Annotated in this window: 18 protein-coding genes; 6 read left to right on the forward strand and 12 right to left on the reverse strand. The window is 67.6% G+C overall.

Annotation, left to right across the window (positions count from 1 at the left end):
- Positions 1-34: 34 nt before the first annotated feature.
- Entirely contained in the window at positions 35-1,894 is a 1,860-nt protein-coding gene (locus tag XAN126_RS0117100; RefSeq protein WP_024279810.1) for a TRAP transporter large permease subunit, read from the reverse strand.
- A gap of 25 nt (positions 1,895-1,919) precedes the next feature.
- Entirely contained in the window at positions 1,920-2,948 is a 1,029-nt protein-coding gene (locus tag XAN126_RS0117105; RefSeq protein WP_024279811.1) for a TRAP transporter substrate-binding protein, read from the reverse strand.
- 141 nt (positions 2,949-3,089) lie between these two features.
- Between XAN126_RS0117105 and XAN126_RS0117110 the strand changes: the two genes are divergently transcribed.
- Positions 3,090-3,818, forward strand: a complete 729-nt coding sequence (locus XAN126_RS0117110) for a GntR family transcriptional regulator (RefSeq protein WP_024279812.1) — start codon at positions 3,090-3,092, stop codon at positions 3,816-3,818.
- Between the two features lie 53 nt (positions 3,819-3,871).
- Here XAN126_RS0117110 and XAN126_RS0117115 read toward each other — a convergent pair whose 3' ends face one another.
- From XAN126_RS0117115 to XAN126_RS0117135, 5 genes are all read right to left on the reverse strand, one after another.
- Complete coding sequence (locus XAN126_RS0117115; RefSeq protein WP_029877318.1) at positions 3,872-4,615, reverse strand: enoyl-CoA hydratase/isomerase family protein; 744 nt, start codon at positions 4,613-4,615, stop codon at positions 3,872-3,874.
- Positions 4,582-5,784 carry a CoA transferase gene (locus XAN126_RS0117120; RefSeq protein WP_024279814.1) on the reverse strand — a complete coding sequence of 401 codons (1,203 nt, stop codon included), beginning with the start codon at positions 5,782-5,784 and terminating at the stop codon, positions 4,582-4,584. The genes XAN126_RS0117115 and XAN126_RS0117120 overlap by 34 nt, the downstream gene beginning before the upstream one ends.
- The gene (locus XAN126_RS0117125; protein ID WP_024279815.1) at positions 5,781-6,296 is read right to left on the reverse strand and encodes a flavin reductase family protein; all 516 of its coding nucleotides are present in this window, start codon (positions 6,294-6,296) and stop codon (positions 5,781-5,783) included. Before XAN126_RS0117125 ends, XAN126_RS0117120 begins: the two co-directional genes overlap by 4 nt.
- A 29-nt stretch (positions 6,297-6,325) precedes the next feature.
- Complete coding sequence (locus tag XAN126_RS0117130) at positions 6,326-7,489, reverse strand: LLM class flavin-dependent oxidoreductase (protein ID WP_024279816.1); 1,164 nt, start codon at positions 7,487-7,489, stop codon at positions 6,326-6,328.
- Positions 7,490-7,687: 198 nt separating this feature from the next.
- On the reverse strand, positions 7,688-9,094 hold the full coding sequence (locus tag XAN126_RS0117135) for an MFS transporter (protein WP_024279817.1): 1,407 nt from the start codon (positions 9,092-9,094) through the stop codon (positions 7,688-7,690).
- Between the two features lie 263 nt (positions 9,095-9,357).
- On the opposite strand from XAN126_RS0117135, the gene XAN126_RS0117140 reads away from it, so the two are divergent.
- The 4 genes from XAN126_RS0117140 to XAN126_RS0117160 all read left to right on the forward strand — a co-directional run bounded on the left by XAN126_RS0117140 (position 9,358) and on the right by XAN126_RS0117160 (position 13,851).
- Positions 9,358-10,260: a LysR family transcriptional regulator gene (locus tag XAN126_RS0117140; protein ID WP_024279818.1), complete on the forward strand. Its 903-nt coding sequence runs from the start codon at positions 9,358-9,360 to the stop codon at positions 10,258-10,260.
- Between the two features lie 255 nt (positions 10,261-10,515).
- The gene (rnk, locus tag XAN126_RS0117145; RefSeq protein ID WP_051460623.1) at positions 10,516-10,932 is read left to right on the forward strand and encodes a nucleoside diphosphate kinase regulator; all 417 of its coding nucleotides are present in this window, start codon (positions 10,516-10,518) and stop codon (positions 10,930-10,932) included.
- Positions 10,933-11,644: 712 nt separating this feature from the next.
- A complete protein-coding gene (locus tag XAN126_RS0117155; RefSeq protein ID WP_024279821.1) occupies positions 11,645-13,462 on the forward strand; it encodes an amidohydrolase in 1,818 nt (605 codons plus the stop codon).
- Positions 13,463-13,512: 50 nt separating this feature from the next.
- A complete protein-coding gene (locus tag XAN126_RS0117160) occupies positions 13,513-13,851 on the forward strand; it encodes a hypothetical protein (RefSeq protein ID WP_245272271.1) in 339 nt (112 codons plus the stop codon).
- A gap of 49 nt (positions 13,852-13,900) precedes the next feature.
- Here XAN126_RS0117160 and XAN126_RS0117165 read toward each other — a convergent pair whose 3' ends face one another.
- The 3 genes from XAN126_RS0117165 to XAN126_RS0117175 all read right to left on the reverse strand — a co-directional run bounded on the left by XAN126_RS0117165 (position 13,901) and on the right by XAN126_RS0117175 (position 16,702).
- Positions 13,901-15,055 carry an FUSC family protein gene (locus XAN126_RS0117165; protein WP_024279823.1) on the reverse strand — a complete coding sequence of 385 codons (1,155 nt, stop codon included), beginning with the start codon at positions 15,053-15,055 and terminating at the stop codon, positions 13,901-13,903.
- Positions 15,052-15,525 carry a MarR family transcriptional regulator gene (locus XAN126_RS0117170; protein ID WP_024279824.1) on the reverse strand — a complete coding sequence of 158 codons (474 nt, stop codon included), beginning with the start codon at positions 15,523-15,525 and terminating at the stop codon, positions 15,052-15,054. The genes XAN126_RS0117165 and XAN126_RS0117170 overlap by 4 nt, the downstream gene beginning before the upstream one ends.
- Before the next feature lie 154 nt (positions 15,526-15,679).
- Complete coding sequence (locus XAN126_RS0117175) at positions 15,680-16,702, reverse strand: LLM class flavin-dependent oxidoreductase (RefSeq protein ID WP_024279825.1); 1,023 nt, start codon at positions 16,700-16,702, stop codon at positions 15,680-15,682.
- 259 nt (positions 16,703-16,961) lie between these two features.
- Between XAN126_RS0117175 and XAN126_RS0117180 the strand changes: the two genes are divergently transcribed.
- Complete coding sequence (locus XAN126_RS0117180) at positions 16,962-18,911, forward strand: YgiQ family radical SAM protein (RefSeq protein WP_245272383.1); 1,950 nt, start codon at positions 16,962-16,964, stop codon at positions 18,909-18,911.
- A gap of 6 nt (positions 18,912-18,917) precedes the next feature.
- Here XAN126_RS0117180 and XAN126_RS0117185 read toward each other — a convergent pair whose 3' ends face one another.
- Positions 18,918-20,243, reverse strand: a complete 1,326-nt coding sequence (locus tag XAN126_RS0117185) for an RsmB/NOP family class I SAM-dependent RNA methyltransferase (RefSeq protein ID WP_024279827.1) — start codon at positions 20,241-20,243, stop codon at positions 18,918-18,920.
- Between the two features lie 177 nt (positions 20,244-20,420).
- Positions 20,421-20,906 (reverse strand): J domain-containing protein, encoded by a 486-nt coding sequence (locus XAN126_RS0117190; RefSeq protein ID WP_024279828.1) that lies wholly within the window; start codon positions 20,904-20,906, stop codon positions 20,421-20,423.
- Positions 20,907-20,944: the final 38 nt, after the last annotated feature.

A 20,944-nucleotide genomic window follows, 5' to 3' on the forward strand; every position in this document is an offset into this window, starting at 1 on the left:
GCGATCTCCGAATGCGGCGCTCGGGGCCGCGCGATCAACGGATGAAGCCGGTCGAGATCCACGGCACGGCGGCGACGATGAGCGTGCCGATGAAGAGCGCCGCGATGTACCCGGTCATGGGCCGCATGCCCTCGTCCGGCCGGATGCGGCTGATGGCGGAGGCCGCGTAGTAGCCGACGCCGAACGGAGGGGCGAAGAGGCCGATGCCCATGGCGAGGATCACCACCATGGAATAGTGCACCTCGTTCACCCCCACCTGCCGCGCGATGGGAAACAGGAGCGGCCCGAAGAGCACGATGGCCGGGATGCCTTCCAGCAGGCTGCCGAGCACGATGAAGGCGACAAGCGAGACCAGCATGAACCCCAGGGCGCCGCCGGGCAGGCTCGTCATCATGTGCGCCAGCGCAGCGGAGAAGCCGGACTGGGTGAGCGCCCAGGCCATGCCCGTGGCGGCGCCGATGATGAGCAGGATCGCCCCCGACAGGGCCGCCGTGTCCACCAGCATGGGATAGAGCCGCCGCCAGTCGAACCGGCGATAGATGAGGAGCCCGGCCAGCACCGCATAGGCGATACCGATGGTGGAGACCTCGGTGGCGGTGGCCACGCCCTCGATCACCGCGGCCCGGATGATAAACGGCAGCGCGATGGCCGGCAGCGCCACCACGAGCGCTTTCGCGATCTCGCCGAAGCTGGCCCGGCGCACGCCGGAGAGGTCGTCCTTGCGGCTGCGCAGCCACACCACGCAGCACAGCAGCGCGCCCACCACCAAAGCCGGCATGAGGCCGCCCGCGAACAGCGCGGCGATCGAGACGCCGGTGACGGAGCCGATGGTGATCAGCACGAGGGAGGGCGGAATGGTCTCTGTCTGCGCACCGGTGGCGGCGAGCAGGGCGAGCAGCTCGCCGCGATCCGCCCCGCGCTTCTCCATCTCGGGCAGGAGCACGGGGGCGATGGCGGCCATGTCCGCGGCCTTTGACCCGGAGATGCCGGAGACGAGATACATCGCCCCGACCAGCACATATTGCAGACCGCCGCGCACATGGCCGAGCAGGCTGGCAAGAAAGGCCAGCATGGCCCGCGCCATCCCGGTCATCTCGATGAGCACGCCGAGGAAGACGAACAGCGGCACCGAGAGCAGGACAAAGTGGCTCATGCCCTCGTCCATCCGTCCGATCACCACCGAGTGCGGCAGGCGGGTGGTGAGCGCGATGTAGCCGAAGGTGGCCGTGGCGAAGGCGAACGCGATGGGAATGCCGGCCAGAACCATCGCCCCCACCAGCCCCACGAAGAAGATGAGCAGGTTGAGATTGCCGAGCCCGGTGAAGGACGGGCGCAGTGCGGCGAAGACCGCCGCCGCCACCACCACGAGCGCCACGGCGGCGAGCGTCACCCGCCAATCCGTCCGTTCGATGAGGCGCAGCACCGCGAGAACGAGCATGAGCGCGAAGCCCACTGGCAGCGCCGCCACGCGCCAGCCGGCTGAGATGTCGAGGGCGGGGGTCGAGACGATGATCTCGTCCACCGCGAACTCGTAGGCCGCGCCGGGGGCGAGCGAGAGGAAGAGCAGCGGAACCGCGATGGCCAGCGCATCGAAGAAGCCGCGGAACGGCTGGCGCAGGCCGCCCACGAAGGCGCTCATCCTCATATGCTTGCCGCGCTCGAAAGCCACGACGGCCCCGAGCATGGCAAGCCACAGGAACAGGATGCTCGCCAGCTCGTCCGACCAGATCAGCGGCGCGTGGAACACGTAGCGCGCCAGCACGCCGGCGAACAGCACGAGAATTTCGGCCCCCACGAGAACCGCAACTGCGGTTCCCGTCACGGGGCGGATAACGGCGCCGATGCGCGCCGGAAGTCCGGCCGCCGCAATGGCCGGTGCGGGGGCGATGCCCATCTCGAGCTGCACGTCGGCCTCCCGTTCAACCGACGGGGCCGGCGAACTTCTGAAGCAGGTTCCAGGCGTCGTCGCCGAACTTGGCGCGGGCGTCCTTGTAGAAGGACGTCTTGGCGAGCGCCTGCTGGAAGACTTCGGCATTGGTGGTGTTGAAGACGAGGCCCTTCGCCTCGAGATCGGCCTGCAGGGTCTGGTTGGCCTTCACGATATCCGACCGCTGCTTGATGGCGGCGGCGTTGAAGTGCTTTGCCATCACCTGCTTCAGGTCATCCGGCACACTCTTCCAGACCTTGCCGCTGGCCAGCAGCCAGAAGCCGTCCCACGCATGGTTGGTGAGCGAGCAATACTTCTGCACCTCGAAGAACTTGGCGGTGTAGATGAGCGCCAGCGGTTTTTCCTGCCCATCGGCGATCTTCGTCTGGAGCGCCGAATAGGCTTCGGCGAGCGGGATCGATACCGGCGATGCGCCGAAGGCCGAGAACATGGAGACCCACAGCGGAACCAGCGGCACGCGGATCTTGAAGCCGGCGAGGTCGCCAGGCTCCCGGATCGGCCGGGTGGAGCTGGTAATCTGGCGGAAGCCGTTGTCCCACACCTTGTCGAAGCCGACGAGGTTGGCCTTGACGAGGTTGGAGCGGATGAGGTCGCCCACCGCCCCGTCCATGGCTGCCCACACCTTGTCATAGCTGGTGAAGGCGAAGCCCACGCCGGTGAGAGCCGTGATGGGCAGGATGGTGGAGAGCACGGTGCCCGGCATGGTCGCGAGCTCAAGGGCGCCGGAGCGCAGCTGGCTCATCATGTCCGGACCGCTGCCCAGCTGATTGTTGGGGAACAGCGAAATGTCGAGCGCCCCGCCGATTTCCGCCGAGATGGCGGCGATGGCCTCACGCAGGCGCACGTTCACGGAGTGGCTGTCCGGCAGGTCGTTGCCGAACTTCAGCTTCAGCGGCTCGGGCTTGGCGAACACGGCCGGTGCCGCGAGCGAAACACCGCCCACGGCAGCGCCGCAGGCGGCAGTGAACTGAAGGAACGAGCGTCGATTGAAGGTGGTCATCTGGCGTTTCTCCCGGGGCAGGCGCGCCGGACTGAATGTCAAATCTGAATTCGAATTCAGAATACGAATTCGAAAATCAGATGCATGCCCTATCCAGAATCCGCCCGTAAGGGGTATATTCGTCGCGTGAAGAGGGGACCGATGCGCGCGCTTGCCAGCCAGCCCAGCCTTGTCGACCAGGTGGTTGAGGCCATCACCGCGGAGATTGTCCGCGGTGATCTTCCGTCCAACTCGCGCCTGATCCAGGACGAGCTGGCGCGGGCCTATGGCGTGTCGCGCCAGCCGGTCCAGCAGGCGCTGCTCCTGCTGCGCAGTCGGGGGCTGGTGAAGGAGGCGGAAGGCAGGGGCCTGATCGTCGCGCCGCTCGACGTGGACTTCATTCGCAACCTCTACCTGATCCGCGCCGCCATCGAAGGGCTCGCCGCGAGCCTCGCCGCGCGCAACGGCAGCGCGCGGGCGAAGGCGGAAGGCGCGCGCTACATCGAGATGGGACTTGAGGCGGTGAAGAGCGGCTCGCTCGACAGGCAGATCGAGGCGGACATCGCCTTCCACGCCTTTCTCGGCGAGATCTCCGGAAATCCGCTTCTCAACGAGACGACCTCACCCCACTGGCCGGCGCTCCGCCGCGTGATGGGCGAAGTGCTGAGAGAGGACGTGGGCATGCCCAGCAACATCTGGGATGAGCACTCCGCCATCATGGCCGCGGTCGTCGCGGGCGACGGGGAGAAGGCCGAGCGGCTCGGCCGCGACCACATCCTGCGGGCGGCGGACGTGTTCGTCGCGCGGCTGAAAGCCCAGCAGAAGCAGCAGAGCCGTGCCTCGACCAGCCGTCGCATCCGCCTCAATGCGCGCGCGGTCGCGGCAGACTGAGCCGTCCCGCAAGACGGGTCCGGCGTCAGGCCTGTGCTACGGCGCGAGCGCGCTCAGCGTGTCTTGCCCGCGAGATAGGACGCAATGCGCTCCCGCAGCCCCGGCGCCGCCAACGAGCGGACGAGATCGGCGAGGTCGGCATCGCCGGTGTCAGGTCCGGTCAGGCCGAGGATGCGGGCGGTGGCTGGCGGCGTCAGTCCGCTCTGCGCGGCGACGAGGCGTTCCGCGCTCGGCAGCAGTTCGTCCTCTTCGACAAGGTGCGTGAGCAGGCCGATCGCCAGGGCCTCCTCGGTGCCGACGGTCGCGTCTGCCAGCAGGATTGCGCGGGCGCGATCCGTTCCGACGATGGCCGCAAGTCGCCGCGTGCCCAGCGCCACGCCGAAGCGGAAGCCGGGAAAGCGGAAGCGCGCCCGGCGGGTGCCGATCCTGTAGGTGCAGGCCACCGCGAGGTCCGCGCCCGCCCCGATGGCCGCCCCTCCGATGAGCGCGAAGGATGGCACGGGTGCGCGGCTCACGGACTGCAGCAGCAGTTCGAGCCGCACGAAGCGCAGCAGCAGGTCGCCTTCGCTCTGCTGCTCGAAGCCGGCGAGATCGAAGCCGCCGCAGAACACCCGGCCGCCCGCCAGCGCGAACGGCCTCCCTTCCCCCGTGGCCTGCTGGACGAACGCGCTCAGGCCGGCCACCAGCGACGGATCGAGGGCGTTGGCCTGCTCAGGACGCGCCAGCGTGGCTATCCTGAGCACCCCGGCCTCGCTGAGGTCGATCACTGCGCTGCTTTCAGGGGTCGCGCGGTCCATTCCTCGAACACCTCGTCATTGTGCTCGCCAAGCATAGGCGGCCGCCGGCTGATCTCGAACGCGAAGTCCGACAGTCCCACCGGAAAGCCCACGGTGTCCGCCACCGCGCCATTGGGCATGGTGATGGGCAGCACCCAGCCCCTGTCCTGCACGTGCGGATCGGACAGGATCTCGGCGAAATCGTTGATGGGTGCGCAGGGCACGCCCAGCGCATCGAACGCCGCCAGCCATTCCGCCGCCGTCCGGGTGGCGAAGATGGGCTGGAGGATCGCCGCCAGTTCCTGCTGGTTGCGCGCCCGCAGGGACTGGGTGGCGAAACGGGGGTCGTCGGCAAGGTCCGGCCGGCCGACGATATCGCAGGTGTCGCGCCAGAGCTTGTCGTTGCCGGCGGCGATAGTGAAGGGCTTGTCCGCCGCATCGAACCCGGCATAGGGCGCGTTGCGCGGGTGGGCCGAGCCGAGCCGGCGGGGCGGCGTGCCGGTGCCGAAATATTCGCTCGTCTGCAGCGCGGATATACCCAGCAGCGCCCCGAGGATGGAGCAATCCACATAGGCGCCCTGCCCTGTCTCGCGTGCCCGCATCACCGCGGCGAGCGTGACGAAGGCGGCATAGAGGCCGGTGGCGAAATCTCCCACCGGAACGCCGCACTTCACCGGCGGGCCGTCCGGCTCGCCGGTCACGCTCATCACGCCGCTCATGGCCTGCACGGTGACGTCGAAAGCGCCCTTCTGGGCATAGGGGCCGGACTGGCCGTAGCCGGTGATGGAGCAATAGACCAGGCGCGGGTTGCGCGCCTGGAGCTGCTGATAGCCGAGCCCGGCCCGGATGAGCGCGCCGGGGCGGAAGTTCTCGATGAACACGTCGGCGGATTCGATCAGCGTGAGCAGCCGCTCGCGGTCCGCCGGCGACTTGATGTCGAGGGCGATGGAGCGCTTGTTGCGGTTGAGCGAGGTGAAGTTGCCGCTGAACACCCCCTCCCCCGCCTCCGGCCCGTCATGAAGCGGCGGCCAGCCGCGCATGCCGTCGCCGCCATCGGGACGTTCCACCTTCACCACGTCCGCGCCGAGATCGGCGAGGAGGCTGCCGGTGAAGGGGCCGGCCGCGATCTGCGCGAATTCCAGGACGCGCACGCCGGCCAGCGGCTTTGGGGTGCTGGATGGCGCGCTCATGCCACCTTCCTCTCGGCTTCGAGGGCCGTGTAGCCGCCCCGGTGATAGAGCAGCGGCTCGCCCCCGAACACGTGGGTGCGCTGCACCTCGCCGATGACGATCATGTGGTCGCCGATGGTGCAGATTTCCGACAGCCGGCATTCCGCGGCGGCCAGGACACCACCGATGAGCGGGCTTCCGCTCTCGCCGACGATGTGCTCCACGCCCGCGAACTTGTCCTCCTGCTTGGAGGCGAAGACGCGGGAAATCTCGGACTGGCTCCGATCGAGGAAATGCACCGCGAAGTGGCCGCTCTCCTTGAGCGCCTTGAGGGTGTTCGAGCGGTGATCGAGACAGACCAGATAGAGCGGCGGATCGAGCGACAGCGATGTCACCGCATTGAGCGTGAGGCCGTGCAGGGCGCCGTCGGGATGGGCGGTGGTGACCACCGCCACGCCGGTCGCGAAATGCCCGGCGAAAGCCCGCAGTTCGGTGGCGGAGACGGCTGAGGGGGCAGACGTGGTTTCGGACATGGCTGTGTAGCCTCTGGAAAGAAGGAAAGTCAGGCTGCGGTGGCGAGGGGCTGGTCGAGGCGCAAGCCCGCTTCGTGCATGATCGGCAGCACCCGCTCGCCGAAGAACTTCAGGTCGGGCAGGAAGTCGTAGAAGTTCACCTGCACGCCGTCGCAGCCGGCGGCCTTGAGGCGCTGGAAGCCCTCCACCACCTGGGTCGGGGTGCCGACGATGTGGACGTTGCCACCGATGGTCCACTCCTCGCGCGTCGCCGCCTTCCAAGAGGATTGGTCGCCGCCGGTGAAGGTGCGGTAGAAGTTCTCGGCTGCCACCGGATCCTGATGGCGCAGGATGGCGTCATACTGTGCCCATGCCTCCGCCTCGGTCTCGCGGCAAATGACATGCGGATTGATGAGCGTGCGCACATCCCGCCCCTGCGCCGCCGCCGCCTGCTTGATCCGCGCCGTGTGGGGCGGGAGCGCGGCGCACGCGCGGTCGAGGTTGGCGCCCGCCGGGCTGGTGACGAAGATCAGGTCTGAGTGCTTCACCGCATAGTCGAGCCCCGCGCCCGACGAGGAAGCGTTGACCAGAACGCACTTTCCGCCGGCGGGCTTCGGCGCGATGAAAGCCTCCTTCATCTTCCAGAAGCGGCCGTCGAGGGTGATGTTCTCATCTTCCGACCACAGGCGCTTCATCATGGTCACGAACTCGTCGGCCATCACGTAGCGGTGGTCATGCTCGATCTGCTCCAGACCGAACATCTCGAACTCGCTCCTCTTGTAGCCGGTGACCATGTTGAGGCCCCAGCGCCCGCCGCTCATCTCCGAGATGGTGGCGCCGAACTTGGCCAGATGCAGCGGATGCCAGCCGTAGAGGATATGCACGGTGGACACGAGCAGGATGCGCCGGGTGATCGCGGCGAGGCCGGCGGTCACGAGCAGCGGGTCGGTCGCCATCTCGCGGAACTTCATCTCGCCGCCGTAACCGCCCTTGCCCATCCACTGCGCCAGCCCGAACACAAGGTCGAAGCCCAGTTCTTCCGCCATCACGGTGCAGCGGGCGTTGTAATCAAAAGTCCAAGACGTATCCCGTGGAGCTGTCGAGGGACTCCAGGCGCCGGACTGGATGGGCAGGAACAACCCCAGCATCAGCGGGTTCGCCTTGGCTTGTTCCAGCGGAGAGAGTACCGGCTTTTGCCCTGAAATCTTGACCATGACTTTCCTCCCATTTCGGGTCCCGCCAGATCCGGGATCAGGCCCCGCAACGAGCCCCTCCTCTTCTTGTCTGGCATCAAAATTATGGAGATGTATTTGACTGAAAAAAGCGATTGTTTTCGATCTATTTCGATCGCAAGTTTCGATACTTCGGCGCGGGAGTGAGCGACACGATCGCCCTCCCGCGCCGCACTCGGCCTATTCGCTCGGTGACGAGGCGGCACGGGGCGCCATCGGGGCTGCGCCCGGATGGATGGCAGCGGTCGCTTCATCGCGCACCCAGCCGGCATTGCTGGTGTAGTCGTCGTGCGACCTGTCACGCAGGAAGAGGGTCGAGACGAAGCTGATCGCGGCGATGAAGGCGATGTAGGCGCTGATCGCCGCCGACGTGCCGTAGGTATGCAGCAGGAAGGCTGCGATGATCGGCGCCGGGCCGCCCGAGGTGATGGAAGCGAGCTGGTAGCCGATCGAGGAGCCGGAATATCTCACGCTTGGCGGGAAGCTTTCGGCGATGAACGCCGCCTGCGGCGCGTACTGCATGTCGTGGATGGGCAGCGACACCAGGATGGCGAGGACGATGAGGGCAGGAACCCCGGTATCGAGCAGCCAGAAATAAGGGAAGGCGAACGCCATCATGGCGAAGGCGCCGATCAGGTACATCCGCTTGCGGCCGATGCGATCCGACAGGTAGCCGAAGAACGGGGTGGTGAAGAGCGAAAGTGTCGCCGCCACCAGCACGCAGTTGAACAGGAACGACTTCTGCAGGCCGAGCTGCGAGGTCCCGTACGACAGGAGGAACGTCGTGAAGATCACGAACGGCGCCTGCTGTCCCGTGCGCATCAGGCAGGTGAGGAGGATTTCCTTCCAGAACCCGCGCACCGCCTCGATCACCGGAGCCTGGGCGATCTCCTTCTTCTCCTGCATGCGCTGGAACACCGGTGTTTCAAGAACCCCGAGCCGGATGTAGAGGCCGACCACGATTAGAAGGGCGCTGACCAGGAAGGGAATGCGCCAGCCGATGGTTTCGAACCACTCGGTGGTTCCGAACTGCAGGGTCAGTGTCAGCATGCCCACGGCGAGGAGCATCCCGAGGGGCGAACCGAACTGCGGCCAACTGGCTGCGAGACCACGGCTCTTGTTGAACTTGGACCACTCGGTCGCGACGGCGATTGCACCACCCCACTCACCGCCGACGCCGATGCCCTGCAGGACGCGCAGAACCGTAAGGGCGACCGCACCCCAGATGCCGATGTGCTCATAGGTCGGCACCAGGCCGATGAAGACGGTGCTGATGCCCATGAGCATGAGCGTCGCCACCAATGTGCCCTTGCGGCCGATGCGGTCCCCGAAATGGCCGAAGATGATCGCGCCCACGGGCCGCGCGACGAAGCCCAGGAAGAAGGTCGAGAACGCCAGCAGCGTCGCGGCGTAAGGGTCCTGCGACGGGAAGTAGAGCTTGCCGAAGACGATCGCGGCGACGAGGCCGTACAGATAGAAATCGTACCACTCGATCATGGTGCCGACGGTCGAGGCCAGCACGGCGCGTTTCGCATGGCGTGACAGATCGGCGTCGCTCATGGGCGACGTCTGCGGGTTCGGGGCCATTCATTCCTCCCAGACGCTTCCGTGACGGAGCGCATTTTTTCTGCTTTTCCCGCCCGGACGCGCGCTGCGAGCCCGCCGGGCGATCCGGCATGTGCGGCCGGGCCTGGCGGACTCTTGCAGACGGCTTCGCCTGCACGGGGCTGTGTTTCGGCAAGGAGTCTCCCCCCAGCCGATATCAGCGTACCCATATGGGTTAAGCGCAAAAAGCGATTGTTTTCGATTGAGATGCGACGGAATAATCGATCGGCGGGAGGAAAACAAAAATGAATTTCCGGCAATTACAAACCTTTCTGGAGATCATCCGCCTCGGAAGCTTCGCAGCTGCAGCAAACAATCTGAATGCAACGCAATCGACCGTCTCGGCCCGCATCCAGGAACTTGAGGGCGAGCTCGGCGTCGCCCTGTTCGACCGCAGCCAGAGGAAGATCGCGGTCACCTCGAAAGGGCGCGAGCTCATCAGCTACGCCGAGCGCGCCCTGGAGCTGCACGACGAGATCCTCCACAACATCACCCCGCGCCAGATGCTCTCCGGCATCGTACGGGTCGGTGTAGCGGAACTGGTGGCGATGACCTGGCTTCCCGCTTTCGTCGCCACCGTGCACGCGCGCTACCCCCACATCTCGCTAGAGCTGGACATTTCCCTCACCGCGCCGCTGCGCGCACGAATGCTGGCCGGCGACCTGGACGTGGTCCTGCTGCCGGGCGAGATCGCAGACCCTGCGCTGGTGGTCCATCCGCTCGGCCTGGTGACGTTCCGGTGGATGGCCGGCGCCGGCATGGATCTGCCGGACCATGTTCTGTCTGCCCAGGACCTGACGCGCCTGAGGGTCCTGTCCCTCGGCGAGAACTCGGTGCACTACAGCACGATCCTGTCGCTGCTAGGCAGCGGCAGCTCGGCTCAGCGCCCCGATCTGTGCAACAGCATGACGGTGATCGCCACGCTCATGATCGCCAATACCGGGATCAGCGTGCTGCCGCCCGCCTGCTACGGAGACGACATCGCCGCCGGCCGGCTGCGCGTGCTGCGGACGACGTGTGATCCCGCCCCGGTTCCCTTCGTGGCGGCGTACCGGAAGCGGCGTCTGTCCGGCCTCCACGATCTGATCGCCGCCACGGCGGCCGAGGTCAGCACCTTCGCGACAGCCGAGGACTGCGCCTCCGCCTGACTTGACATAACGTAAGGTCAGAGGCCTCATGGACTCATGAGCGGTTTGCGATACCACCACTGCCGTCCCTGCCCCATCGCAGGACAGTAGCCCCGCGTCCGGCGTTTGCGCCCCGGATGCCGGGGTGACGCCACATCGTGCCCGTATCGCGCGCGGCGACCAGCGATAGCGCAGACCAACCCCAATCCCGTCTTGAGCCGGCAGCCGCTGCACCGACAGCGGCGCCGGTGCGCGCCTGTGTGAAAGTCCATTCCCATGACCATGAAGTCCCGCCGCGAACGCCTTCCGGCGCTCGTCCTCAACCGCGCCGATCACGAGCGCCTCACTAGCCTTGCCACCGCCGCCCTCGACAGGATTCCTGATGTGGCGGAGGAGTTGCTGTCCGAGCTGGATCGGGCGCGGCTGGTGTCACCGGACCGCGCTCCGGCGAACTCGGTGCAGATGGGCACCACCGTCACCTACCGGTCGGCGGACTGCACACGCACGGTCCGGCTCGTCTATCCCGAAGATGCGGATATCGCGGACGGCAAGGTGTCCGTCATGACGCCCATCGGTGCCGCGCTGATCGGGCTGTCCGAAAACCAGTCCATTTCCTGGACCGCCCGGGACGGACGGCGCCACAAGCTGGAAATCGTCGCCGTCGTGCCCGCCACGGCACAGGTTCCGGGCTGATCTGCCCGAGCCGCCGGCAACCGGCCGGGTGATACGGCGGCTCCGGCACGGCGCCGGCCCACACCAGCGCGGCGCTTGCGCCGCCGCGCGGGGGCGAGCCGCCCGTCGTCCTCCACCGCCCTTTCCGCCACGGCGGAAAGAAGGGCCGCTGGCGCCGCTCCATGGCGGTCCAGCCGTCGGGCTGGTCGAGCACCGACGGTTCGGCGGGAAGCGCCGCCAGGGCCGCGAGAATGTCGTCGACGGGAACGACCGCGCCGCTGTCGAGGCGCCGCAAGGCCGGCGCATTCTCGACCGCATGGCAATCCGACACCCAGGACGACAGCAGCTCCCGCTTCTCCTCGGCACTCATGGACGGGTGATCGAGCACCTGGTCCGGATGGACCAGAGCAGCCTTTGATTGAAGGGCCGGCGGCGTCTGCGGCCGCTCGCCTCGCGTGGTTCTCATAGCCACATCCTCCTACGAGCGACATGGGTACAAGCACCTCGCACGCAGGGTGCGATGCCTCTGCCGGCCAAAGGCCGGCAGACTTGATTTGGGTGCGCCCGCGCGCGCGTCAAGACACCGGCCCCGCTCTGCTGTGGAGCCATCTCAATTCACGAAAAGAAGTCGTTTTTACCGTCGCCAGATCGCGTTACCCTATGGAAGGCGAGTGATTTGCGGACGCTCCATGCCCCGCAAATCAGCATTTCGCCGCGCATGGGAGGGGGCGGCATGTGCATCGCGTGTGAATGGGCACCTAATTTCGAGGCCTTCGGCCGGGCGAGTGGCCTGAACCGCCGGTCGGTCCTCGGAGCCGGCATGGCGATGACGGCGGCGGCAGCCATCGCGCCCGTGTTCCGCGCGACCGAGGTGAAGGCACAGGATGCCCGCGCCGCCACGAGCGGCCCGGCCGATTTCGTATTCCACAACGGGCCGGTCTACACCGTCTCCGCTGCCCAGCCCTGGGCGAAGGCGGTCGCGGTGCGCGGCAAGACCATCATCCATGTGGGCGACGAGGCCGGGGCCATGGCGCTCGCCGGCCCGAAGACGCAGGTGATCGATCTCAAGGGCCGCCTGCTCATGCCGGGCTTCGTGGAGGGGCACACCCATCCCCTGCTCGGCGCCTTCCTGACCTCCGGCATCGACCTTCAGCTGCCGACCATGAATGACGCCCTCGCCGCCATCGAGCAATACGCCAAGGAGAACCCCACCGGCCCCATCCGTGGCTTCGGCTGGCGCGTGGACATGTTCCCGCCGGAGGGGCCGACGCGGGCGGACCTCGACGGCATCCTGCCCGACCGGCCGGCCTTCTTCTTCGCCATCGACGGTCACAGCCTGTGGGTGAATTCCAAGGCGCTGGAGATGGCCGGCGTGACCCGAGATACGCCGGATCCCATCCCGCGCTTCAGCTATTACGCCCGCGACGAGAAGGGCGAGCCGACCGGCTATGTTCTCGAAGTCAACGCCGTGCTCGCCCTCGTCAATGCGGTGGAGCCGATCACCGCCGCCAATCTGGGCAAGCTGCTGGATGGCTGGCTGCCCAAGGCCGCAGCGGCCGGCATCACCTCGCTGTTCGACGCCGGCGTGCCGCCCATCGGCTCCGACCAGGGCGCCGTCATCAACCTCTACGTGGACGCGGAGAAGCGCGAGGCCCTGCCGTTCCGGGTATCGGCGTCCTATTCGGTGAAGAGCCTGCCCATCGACGACGTGGTCGAACAGTTCAAGGACGTCCGCAGCCGGGTGTCGAGCGAGCTGGTTTACGTGGACATCGTGAAGATCGTCGGCGACGGCTCGCAGGGCGGTTACACGGCGTGGCTGATCGAGCCCTATGCCGACATGCCCAACTCCATCGGCGCCTCCCCCTTCACCGAGGCGCAGTGGCACCAGCTTATCGGAGCGGTGGACGCGGCCGGCTACGACGTCCACGTCCATGCCTGCGGCGAGCGCACGGCCCGCGTGGCGCTGGATGCCATGGAGAAGGCCATCGCCACCAATCCCAAGCGCGACCGCCGCAATGCCATCGCCCATCTGGTCTATGTGGAGGACGTGGACAACCCGCGCTTCGCCAAGCTGAACGTGACGGCGCAATTCTCCGCCAACTGGTCGTCGTCCGATCCGGACACGATGATCAACATGCTGGCCCGCTACGGCCAGCCCCGCGCCAGCAAGATGTACCGCACCAAGACCATCCTGAACCAGGGTGGGCGCGTGTCGTTCGGCACCGACTGGCCGGCGGCGGGCTATTTCTCCACCTACAAGCCGCTCGATTCCATTGAGGTGGGCGTGACCCGCCGGCTGATCGGCGAGGCGGACGCCGCCGTGCTGGCGCCGGCGGATGAGCGGCTGACGGTGGCGGAAGCCATCCACGCCAACACGATGGGCGCCGCCTACCAGCTCCGCATGGACGATAAGATCGGATCGCTGGTGGTCGGCAAGTTCGCCGACCTGATCGTGCTCGACCGCAACATCCTCGAAGGCGATCCCCGCGGCATCCACAAGGCAAAGGTCGAGCTGACCATGATGAATGGTAAAATCCGCCACAAGGCCTGAAGCCCCGTTCCTGTCGACGGCGGCGCAGGCCCCGTCGACAAGAACCAAGAATGGTGGACCGCATGAAACGACTTCTCGGAGTGCTGATGCTGCTCACGGCGCTGGGCGGCGTTTCCGCCCAGGCTCAGCCGGTGCCCGAAATCTGCTCCAAGAAACGATCCTGCTTCATGACCTTCGACGGGCCAGACCGCGGCTTCTGTCAGGCCTATGTCGAAGGAAAATCATGCTTCATGTCGTTCAACGACGCTTATGATCGCGGCTGGTGCCAGCACCTGCGCGAGGGCAAGTCGTGCTTCATGGCGCTTGACGGCGACGCCCGGCGCGCCTGCGAAGCCGGCCGCGTCCCGCGCGAACACCGCCACTGGATGCGGCTCTGCAGCGGCTGGTAACGCGGCGCCGAGACTCCGATGCGATCCCCTCGCGCCATCACCATCGGCTCTAGCGGCTCCCCCGATCCGCGCGCGCCGCATGGTGGCGGGCGAGATAGATCCGGTCGTCCACCGTCGAGCAGACCACCGCCAGCACGATGCCGATGATGGCGCCAACCAGCGTGTCGAACACCCGTTCCGGCGCCATGGCCGTCCCCGCCGCGCCGGGGGCCGCGAGGTAGCTCATCAGAAGGGCCATGGGCGTCACCAGGATCTGGCCGAGGGCGTAGTTCGCGCCGATGATCATCTCGGTGGCGAACTGGAGGAAAATGAGCAGAGCGACCACGCTCCATACCGATGGCTCCTGCGAGAGGATGAGCCAGACAAGGCCCGCGCCCAACACAGTCCCGGACATGCGCTGCATGGCGCGGCTCATGCTGATGTGTAGGTGCGTTCCCTGCATCACCGCGACCGTGCCCATGGCCGCCCAGCCGGGATGCGCCGCGCCGGCGGCATAGGCGGCAAACGCCGCGATCGCCGAGCCGAGGGTGATGCGCGCCGCGGCGACAAGGCGGTGGTCCAGGGGCCGAACCGGCTCCACCGGAAAGGGCGCCTCGGGCGTTTCCTGCTGGCGGAACGCTTCCGTCCCCACGCAGATCAGCCACGTCAGCCCCGCCGCCAGCGCCGTCGCGGTCGCGCGCTCAACCACCTCCTGCCAGGACGCCACATGGCCCATGGCGGCACCGGCGGCGAACACGAAGATGAGCGCGCCCGGCGGGCCATACTGCCCGGTATTGGCGACAAAGAAGAACAGGCCGCAGGCGAGCGCCAACAGGGCCAGCTGGAGGAGATAGGGCGCGCCCAGCCAAGCCGCTGTCGACATACCGAGCACAGCGAAGGTCAGCCACATGGCGCAGATGAGGACGATGCGGCCACGCCCCGCCTGCGGGGCGAAGCGGCCGAACAGGGCTGCGAGGGTTCCCAGCGAGGCGAAGCCCACAAGGTGCGGCCAGGGCGAGACGAGGGCCAGCGGCAGTGCGATCGCCGCCGCCAGCGATGCCTGCAAGCCGGCCAGCGCCGCATTGCGCTGCCACGGCTGGGCGGCGAGCGCCCAGCTCTCGCGGATCTGGTGCGGCTTGAGCAGATGGCGCGCCGCGTCGAGGCGGCGGGCGGCGAGCGCGGCGGAATCGGCGGACGCCGCGTGAGGAGGCTCGGACAGGCTCATGGGGTCGTCTTTTCCCGGCGCTGGACCTGAAGGCTTTGCAGCCGCTGCTCGATCCGCTCGAAATGCGCGAGCATGGTCGCGATATCGGCGTCCGAAAGGTCGGCCAACATTTCCGCCTCCCCCTTGGACAGCTCACGCCGGATCTCGGCGACCCGCGCCCTGCCCGCTTCGGTGAGGTGAACCAGCCGGGCGCGTCCATCGGAGGCGTCGACACGGCGTTCCACGAGCCCCTGCCGGCTCAGGATGTCGAGCAGGCGCACGAGGCTCGACCCGTCGATGCCCACCAGCGCGGCGAGTTCCTTCTGGGTGATGCCGCCTCCGGACTCCTGAAGATGGACCAGCGGCACCCAGGTGGCGTCCGAGAGCCCCGCCTCGGCCAGACGGGCGTCCAGCGCCCGCCGCCAGCGACGGGCAAGCAAAGCGAAGCGCACGCCGAAGCGGGCGCGGGGAGAGGCAGGATCGAGCGTCATGGGGGCATGAAAAGCAGAATATAATTTGCATTGCAATGCAAATTATATGTACCCTCTCCCGTCCGGTTTTCTCGTCCCCGCCGCGGAAGGCCTCTTCAGCGCATCCGGCGGGGAGCTTCGGGGGCGCTCCCCGGAGGCAGCGCCCCTCTTCCCGTCAGCGCCAGCCCAAGGCGGGCGCCACATGGGTCAGGATGGCCTCGATGACGTGGGCGTTGTAGTCGACGCCCAGCTGGTTCGGCACGGTGAGGAGCAGCGTGTCGGCCTCGGCGATGGCTTCGTCCTCGGCAAGCTGTTTGATGAGCGCGTCCGGCTCGGCAGCGTAGCTGCGGCCGAAGATGGCGCGGGTCTTCTCATCGATGAAGCCGATGGAATCCTCCTCCTTGCCGCCCCCGCCGAAATAGGCGCGGTCGCGGTCGTCCACGAGGGCGAAGATGGAGCGGCTCACGGAGACGCGTGGCGTCCGGGTGTGGCCGGCCTCGGCCCAGGCGGCGCGGTAGGCGCGGATCTGCGCGGCCTGCTGCACATGGAAGGGCTCACCCGTCTCGTCATCCTTCAGCGTGGAGCTTTGGAGGTTCAGCCCGAGCTTGGCCGCCCACACGGCGGTGGCGTTGGAGCTGGCGCCCCACCAGATGCGCTCGCGCAGGCCCTCGGAGTGCGGCTCCACCCGCAGCATGCCGGGCGGGTTGGGGAACATGGGCCGGGGATTGGGCTGGGCGAAGCCCTCGCCCTTCAGCACCTCGAGGAACACCTCGGCGTGACGGCGGGCCATGTCGGCGGCGGTCTGGCCCTCCGGCGGACCATAGCCGAAATAGCGCCAGCCATCGATCACCTGCTCCGGCGAGCCCCGGCTGATGCCGAGCTGAAGCCGTCCGCCGGCGATGAGATCGGCCGAGCCGGCATCCTCCGCCATGTAGAGCGGGTTCTCGTAACGCATGTCGATGACGGCGGTGCCGATCTCGATGCGCTTGGTGCGCGCGCCCACGGCCGCCAGAAGCGGGAACGGAGACGCAAGCTGGCGGGCGAAATGGTGGACGCGGAAATAGGCGCCGTCCGCGCCCAGCTCCTCCGCCGCCACGGCAAGGTCTATGGATTGCAGCAGCGCATCCGCCGCCGAGCGGGTCTGCGACTGGGACGAGGGCGTCCAGTGGCCGAACGAGAGAAAGCCGATCTTCTTCAAGGCAGACACTTCTGGGCTGTGAAAATCTGGCGCCAACCTAGCCCGCTCCGCCGGCCCGCGCACCTTTCGTGTCCGCAAGCTGGCTTTGCACGAGAACCGGCCGCACGAGGAGATGTGTTCCCGCACGGGCACCGGATCGGTTGAATTTGCGGCCTTTGATCCCTATTCGTCACCCATGGACACACAGGTCTGCCCCACGACGCCTTTGCCTTTCCTGCCCTGGCCCGCCCCGGCCAACCGGCCGGCCCCCTTCCTGCCCATGAGCCACGCCGAGATGGCGGCGCTCGGATGGGATCAGTGCGACGTCGTTCTGGTCACGGGCGATGCCTATGTGGACCACCCGAGCTTCGGCATGGCCATCATCGGCCGGCTCCTGGAGGCGCAGGGCTTTCGCGTCGGCATCATCTCCCAGCCGGACTGGCAGTCGGCGGAGCCATTCAAGGCGCTGGGCAAGCCGCGCCTGTTCTTCGGCGTCACCGGCGGCAACATGGATTCCATGGTCAACCGCTACACGGCCGACCGACGGCTGCGGCATGACGATGCCTACACGCCCGACGGTGCCGGAGGCCGGCGGCCGGACCGCTCCACCATCGTCTACACGCAGCGCTGCCGCGAGGCGTACAAGGACGTGCCGATCATCCTCGGCGGCATCGAGGCTTCGCTGCGCCGGATCGCCCATTTCGATTACTGGTCCGACAAGGTGCGCCGCTCCATCCTGGCCGACGCCAAGGCGGACCTCCTCCTCTACGGCAACGCCGAGCGCGCCGTGGTGGAGGTGGCGAACCGCATCGCCGCTGGCGAGGCGCCGCGCGACATCGACGACGTGCGCGGCGTCGCTTTGTTCCGCAAGGTGCCCGAGCACTACACCGAACTTCACGCCGACGATCTCGACGCCTCCGACGAAGGCGCCGCCCGCCGCCCCGGCGACGTGGTCATCCGCCTGCCGTCCTGCGAGCAGGTGGAACAGGACAAGGAGGCCTATGCCCGCGCCTCCCGCGTGCTGCACCGGGAAAGCAATCCCGGCAACGCCCGCCCGCTGGTGCAGCGCCACGGCGACCGCGATCTGTGGCTGAACCCGCCGCCCATTCCCCTCACCACGCAGGAGATGGACGCGGTCTACGATTTGCCCTACGCCCGCGCGCCGCATCCCTCCTATTGCGAAGCGAAGATCCCGGCGTGGGACATGATCCGCTTTTCGGTAACGATCATGCGGGGCTGCTTCGGCGGCTGCACCTTCTGCTCCATCACCGAGCATGAGGGGCGCATCATCCAGAACCGCTCGGAAGGCTCGATCCTGCGCGAGATCGAGCTGATCCGCGACAAGACGCCGGGCTTCACCGGCGTCATCTCCGACATTGGCGGCCCCACCGCCAACATGTACCGGATGGCCTGCAACGACCCGAAGATCGAAGCGGCGTGCCGGCGCCCGTCCTGCGTCTTCCCGGACATCTGCCCCAACCTCAACACCTCCCACGACGACCTCATCCGCCTCTATCGCAAGGTGCGGGAGGTGGAGGGGGTGAAGAAGGTGATGGTCGCCTCCGGCGTGCGCTACGACCTTGCCGTGAAGAGCCCCGAATATATCCAGGAGCTGGTCACCCACCATGTGGGCGGCTACCTGAAGATCGCCCCGGAGCATACCGAGCGCGGCCCGCTCGACAAGATGATGAAGCCGGGCATCGGCACCTATGACCGCTTCAAGGAGATGTTCGACGCCGCGGTGAAGCGGGCCGGAAAGAAATACTATCTGATCCCCTATTTCATCGCCGCGCATCCGGGCACGACCGACGAGGACATGATGAACCTCGCGCTCTGGCTCAAGAAGAACCGCTATCGCGCCGATCAGGTGCAGACCTTCCTGCCCTCGCCCATGGCCACCGCCACCGCCATGTACCACACCGGCGTCAACCCGCTGCGCGCCGTGCGGCGCGGCGGCAGCGAGCGGGTGACGGCCGTCACAGGGCTGCGCCAGCGGAGGCTACACAAGGCCTTCCTGCGTTACCACGATCCGGACAACTGGCCGCTACTGCGCGAGGCGCTCAAAGCCATGGGCCGCGCCGATCTCATCGGTCCGCGCCCGGACCAGCTCGTGCCGGCGCACCAGCCGCCGGGCACCGGCAAGGCCGCCGGCACACGCCGCCCGGTCCGCCCGGTCCCCGCCGGGGCGCAGCGCTTCACCACCAAGGGCGTGCCGCTGCGCAAGAAGTGAGGCTACCTACTCGGCGGCTGCGTCCGTCTCGGTCGCAGCCGCCTCGCGCTGAAGCACGGCGGCGAAGAAGCCGTCCGTGTCGTGGCGCGCGGGGGTCAGCGCCAGATAATCGGGATGCGCCGAGCTGGTAATCTCAGGCGCCACCTCGCTCAGGGGAACGACGCGGAACGCCGGGTGCGCCGCGAGGAAGGCGGCCACTTGTTCCTCATTCTCCTCGGCCAGCAGCGAGCAGGTGGCATAGACCAGCCGTCCGCCCGGCTTCACCAGCCGCGCCGCGCTGGCGAGGATGCGGGCCTGAAGCGGTAGCAGCGCATCGAGCCCCGGCCCGAGCACCCGCCAGCGCGCATCGGGATTGCGCCTCCATGTGCCGGTGCCGCTGCATGGCGCATCCACCAGCACACGGTCAAAGCCGCCCTTGTGACGCTTCACCCAGCGGTCGGTTTCGCTGGCAAGGGGGCGCGTCTCGATATTGTGGAGGCCGGCCCGGCGGAACCGCTCGGCGGCGCGCTTCAGGCGGTTCTCCAGCACGTCGCAGGCGATGACGTGGCCCTTGTTCTTCATCTGGGCGGCGATGGCGAGCGTCTTTCCGCCGGCGCCGGCGCAGAAATCCACCACCCGCTCGCCGGGCTTCGCATCCACCACCACGGCGACGAGCTGGGAGCCCTCGTCCTGGATCTCCAGCTCGCCCGTCTTGAGCATGGGCAGGCGGTTGAGCGCCGGGCGCTCATTGACCCGGATGCCGTAGGGCGAGAGGGGCGACAGCTCGGCCGGCAGGCCCAGCGCGCGCAGGGCTGACAGCATCTCCGCGCGGTCGGCCTTGATGGGATTGACGCGCAGGTCGAGCGGGGCCGGTGTGAGCATGGCCGCCATTTCGGACGCGAAGGCATCGCCGAACCGGCGGTGTAGCCCGTCCGCTGCCCAGTCCGGGCATTCGTAGTGCACATCGTCCGGCATGGTGGGATGATCGACGCGCGCGCCCTGCAGCTTGATGAGCAGCGCGCGCTCCTGATCGGTGAGGGGCGCCGGCGCGAACTTGGCACCGGAAAACAGCGTCTGCACCTGATCCCGCGTCTTGCCGCCGCCGAGCATCAGCCAGGCCAGCAGCCGGTTGCGGGGCGTATCCGGGCGGCCGTGCCGCTTCAGCCACCAGCCGAGCCGGGCGTGGTGGCGCAGCAGGGCATAGAACAGCTCGGAAATCGGGCCGCGATGCGCCGTCGGGATGTCACGCCGGGCGCGGAAGAAGTCGGAGACGACGGCATCAGCCGGACGCGCGACGGCGTCGACCTCCTCGGTCAGATCGAGGGTTTCTTGCAGAATGGCGGCAAAGGTCACTGAGACACGATCAGGCTGGAAACGGGGCCGCACCATAGGCGATGGCGCCAGCCTTGACCATCACGAGCGCCCTTTATGCCATCGGCCTCGGCCTACGACCGATGCCGAGCCGGCCACGCTCAGGCGCCGTACGGGCTGGACCAAAGCCCCCTCAAGTCAAACTCGGGGGCTTTGGCACTACGCCGTCACCAGCATCTCCAGCAGGGCATCGCGGGCCTCGGCGATGCGGCGGTAATCCGCATCGCTGCCGCCGGCATCGGGATGGGCGGTCTTGGCGCGGCGGCGGAAGGCGGCGTTGATCTCGGCGGCGTCCAGCCGGCCGTCCCGCGGCAGGCCGAGCGCCTCGCGGTGGGGGCTGTCGTCTTCCCCGTCGAACATGGCCATGAGCGCGCGGCGGGCCTTCTGCGCCGCCATGCGAAGCTCTAGCTGATCCTCCTGCCAGCGGCGGCGGGACATGACGAAGCAGGCGCCGAAGGCGATGCGGCCGGTCTGCTCCAGTTCGTCCAGGCTGAAAGGGCCGACGATGCCGTAGGGCGCATCAAGCCACGCCTGCCGCCCGCCCGCGTCGGCCTCGACACGGCCGATGCTGACCATGTCGAGCACGCCCAGCGAGCCGTTCCAGACGACCCATTGCTCCGCCCCGGAGAAACCTGTGTCGGTCATGCGACGCGCCTTGTGCCTGCTCGCGCATGTGTCTGACA

It is taken from the genome of Xanthobacter sp. 126, from assembly GCF_000526175.1.
Taxonomy (GTDB): domain Bacteria; phylum Pseudomonadota; class Alphaproteobacteria; order Rhizobiales; family Xanthobacteraceae; genus Xanthobacter; species Xanthobacter aminoxidans.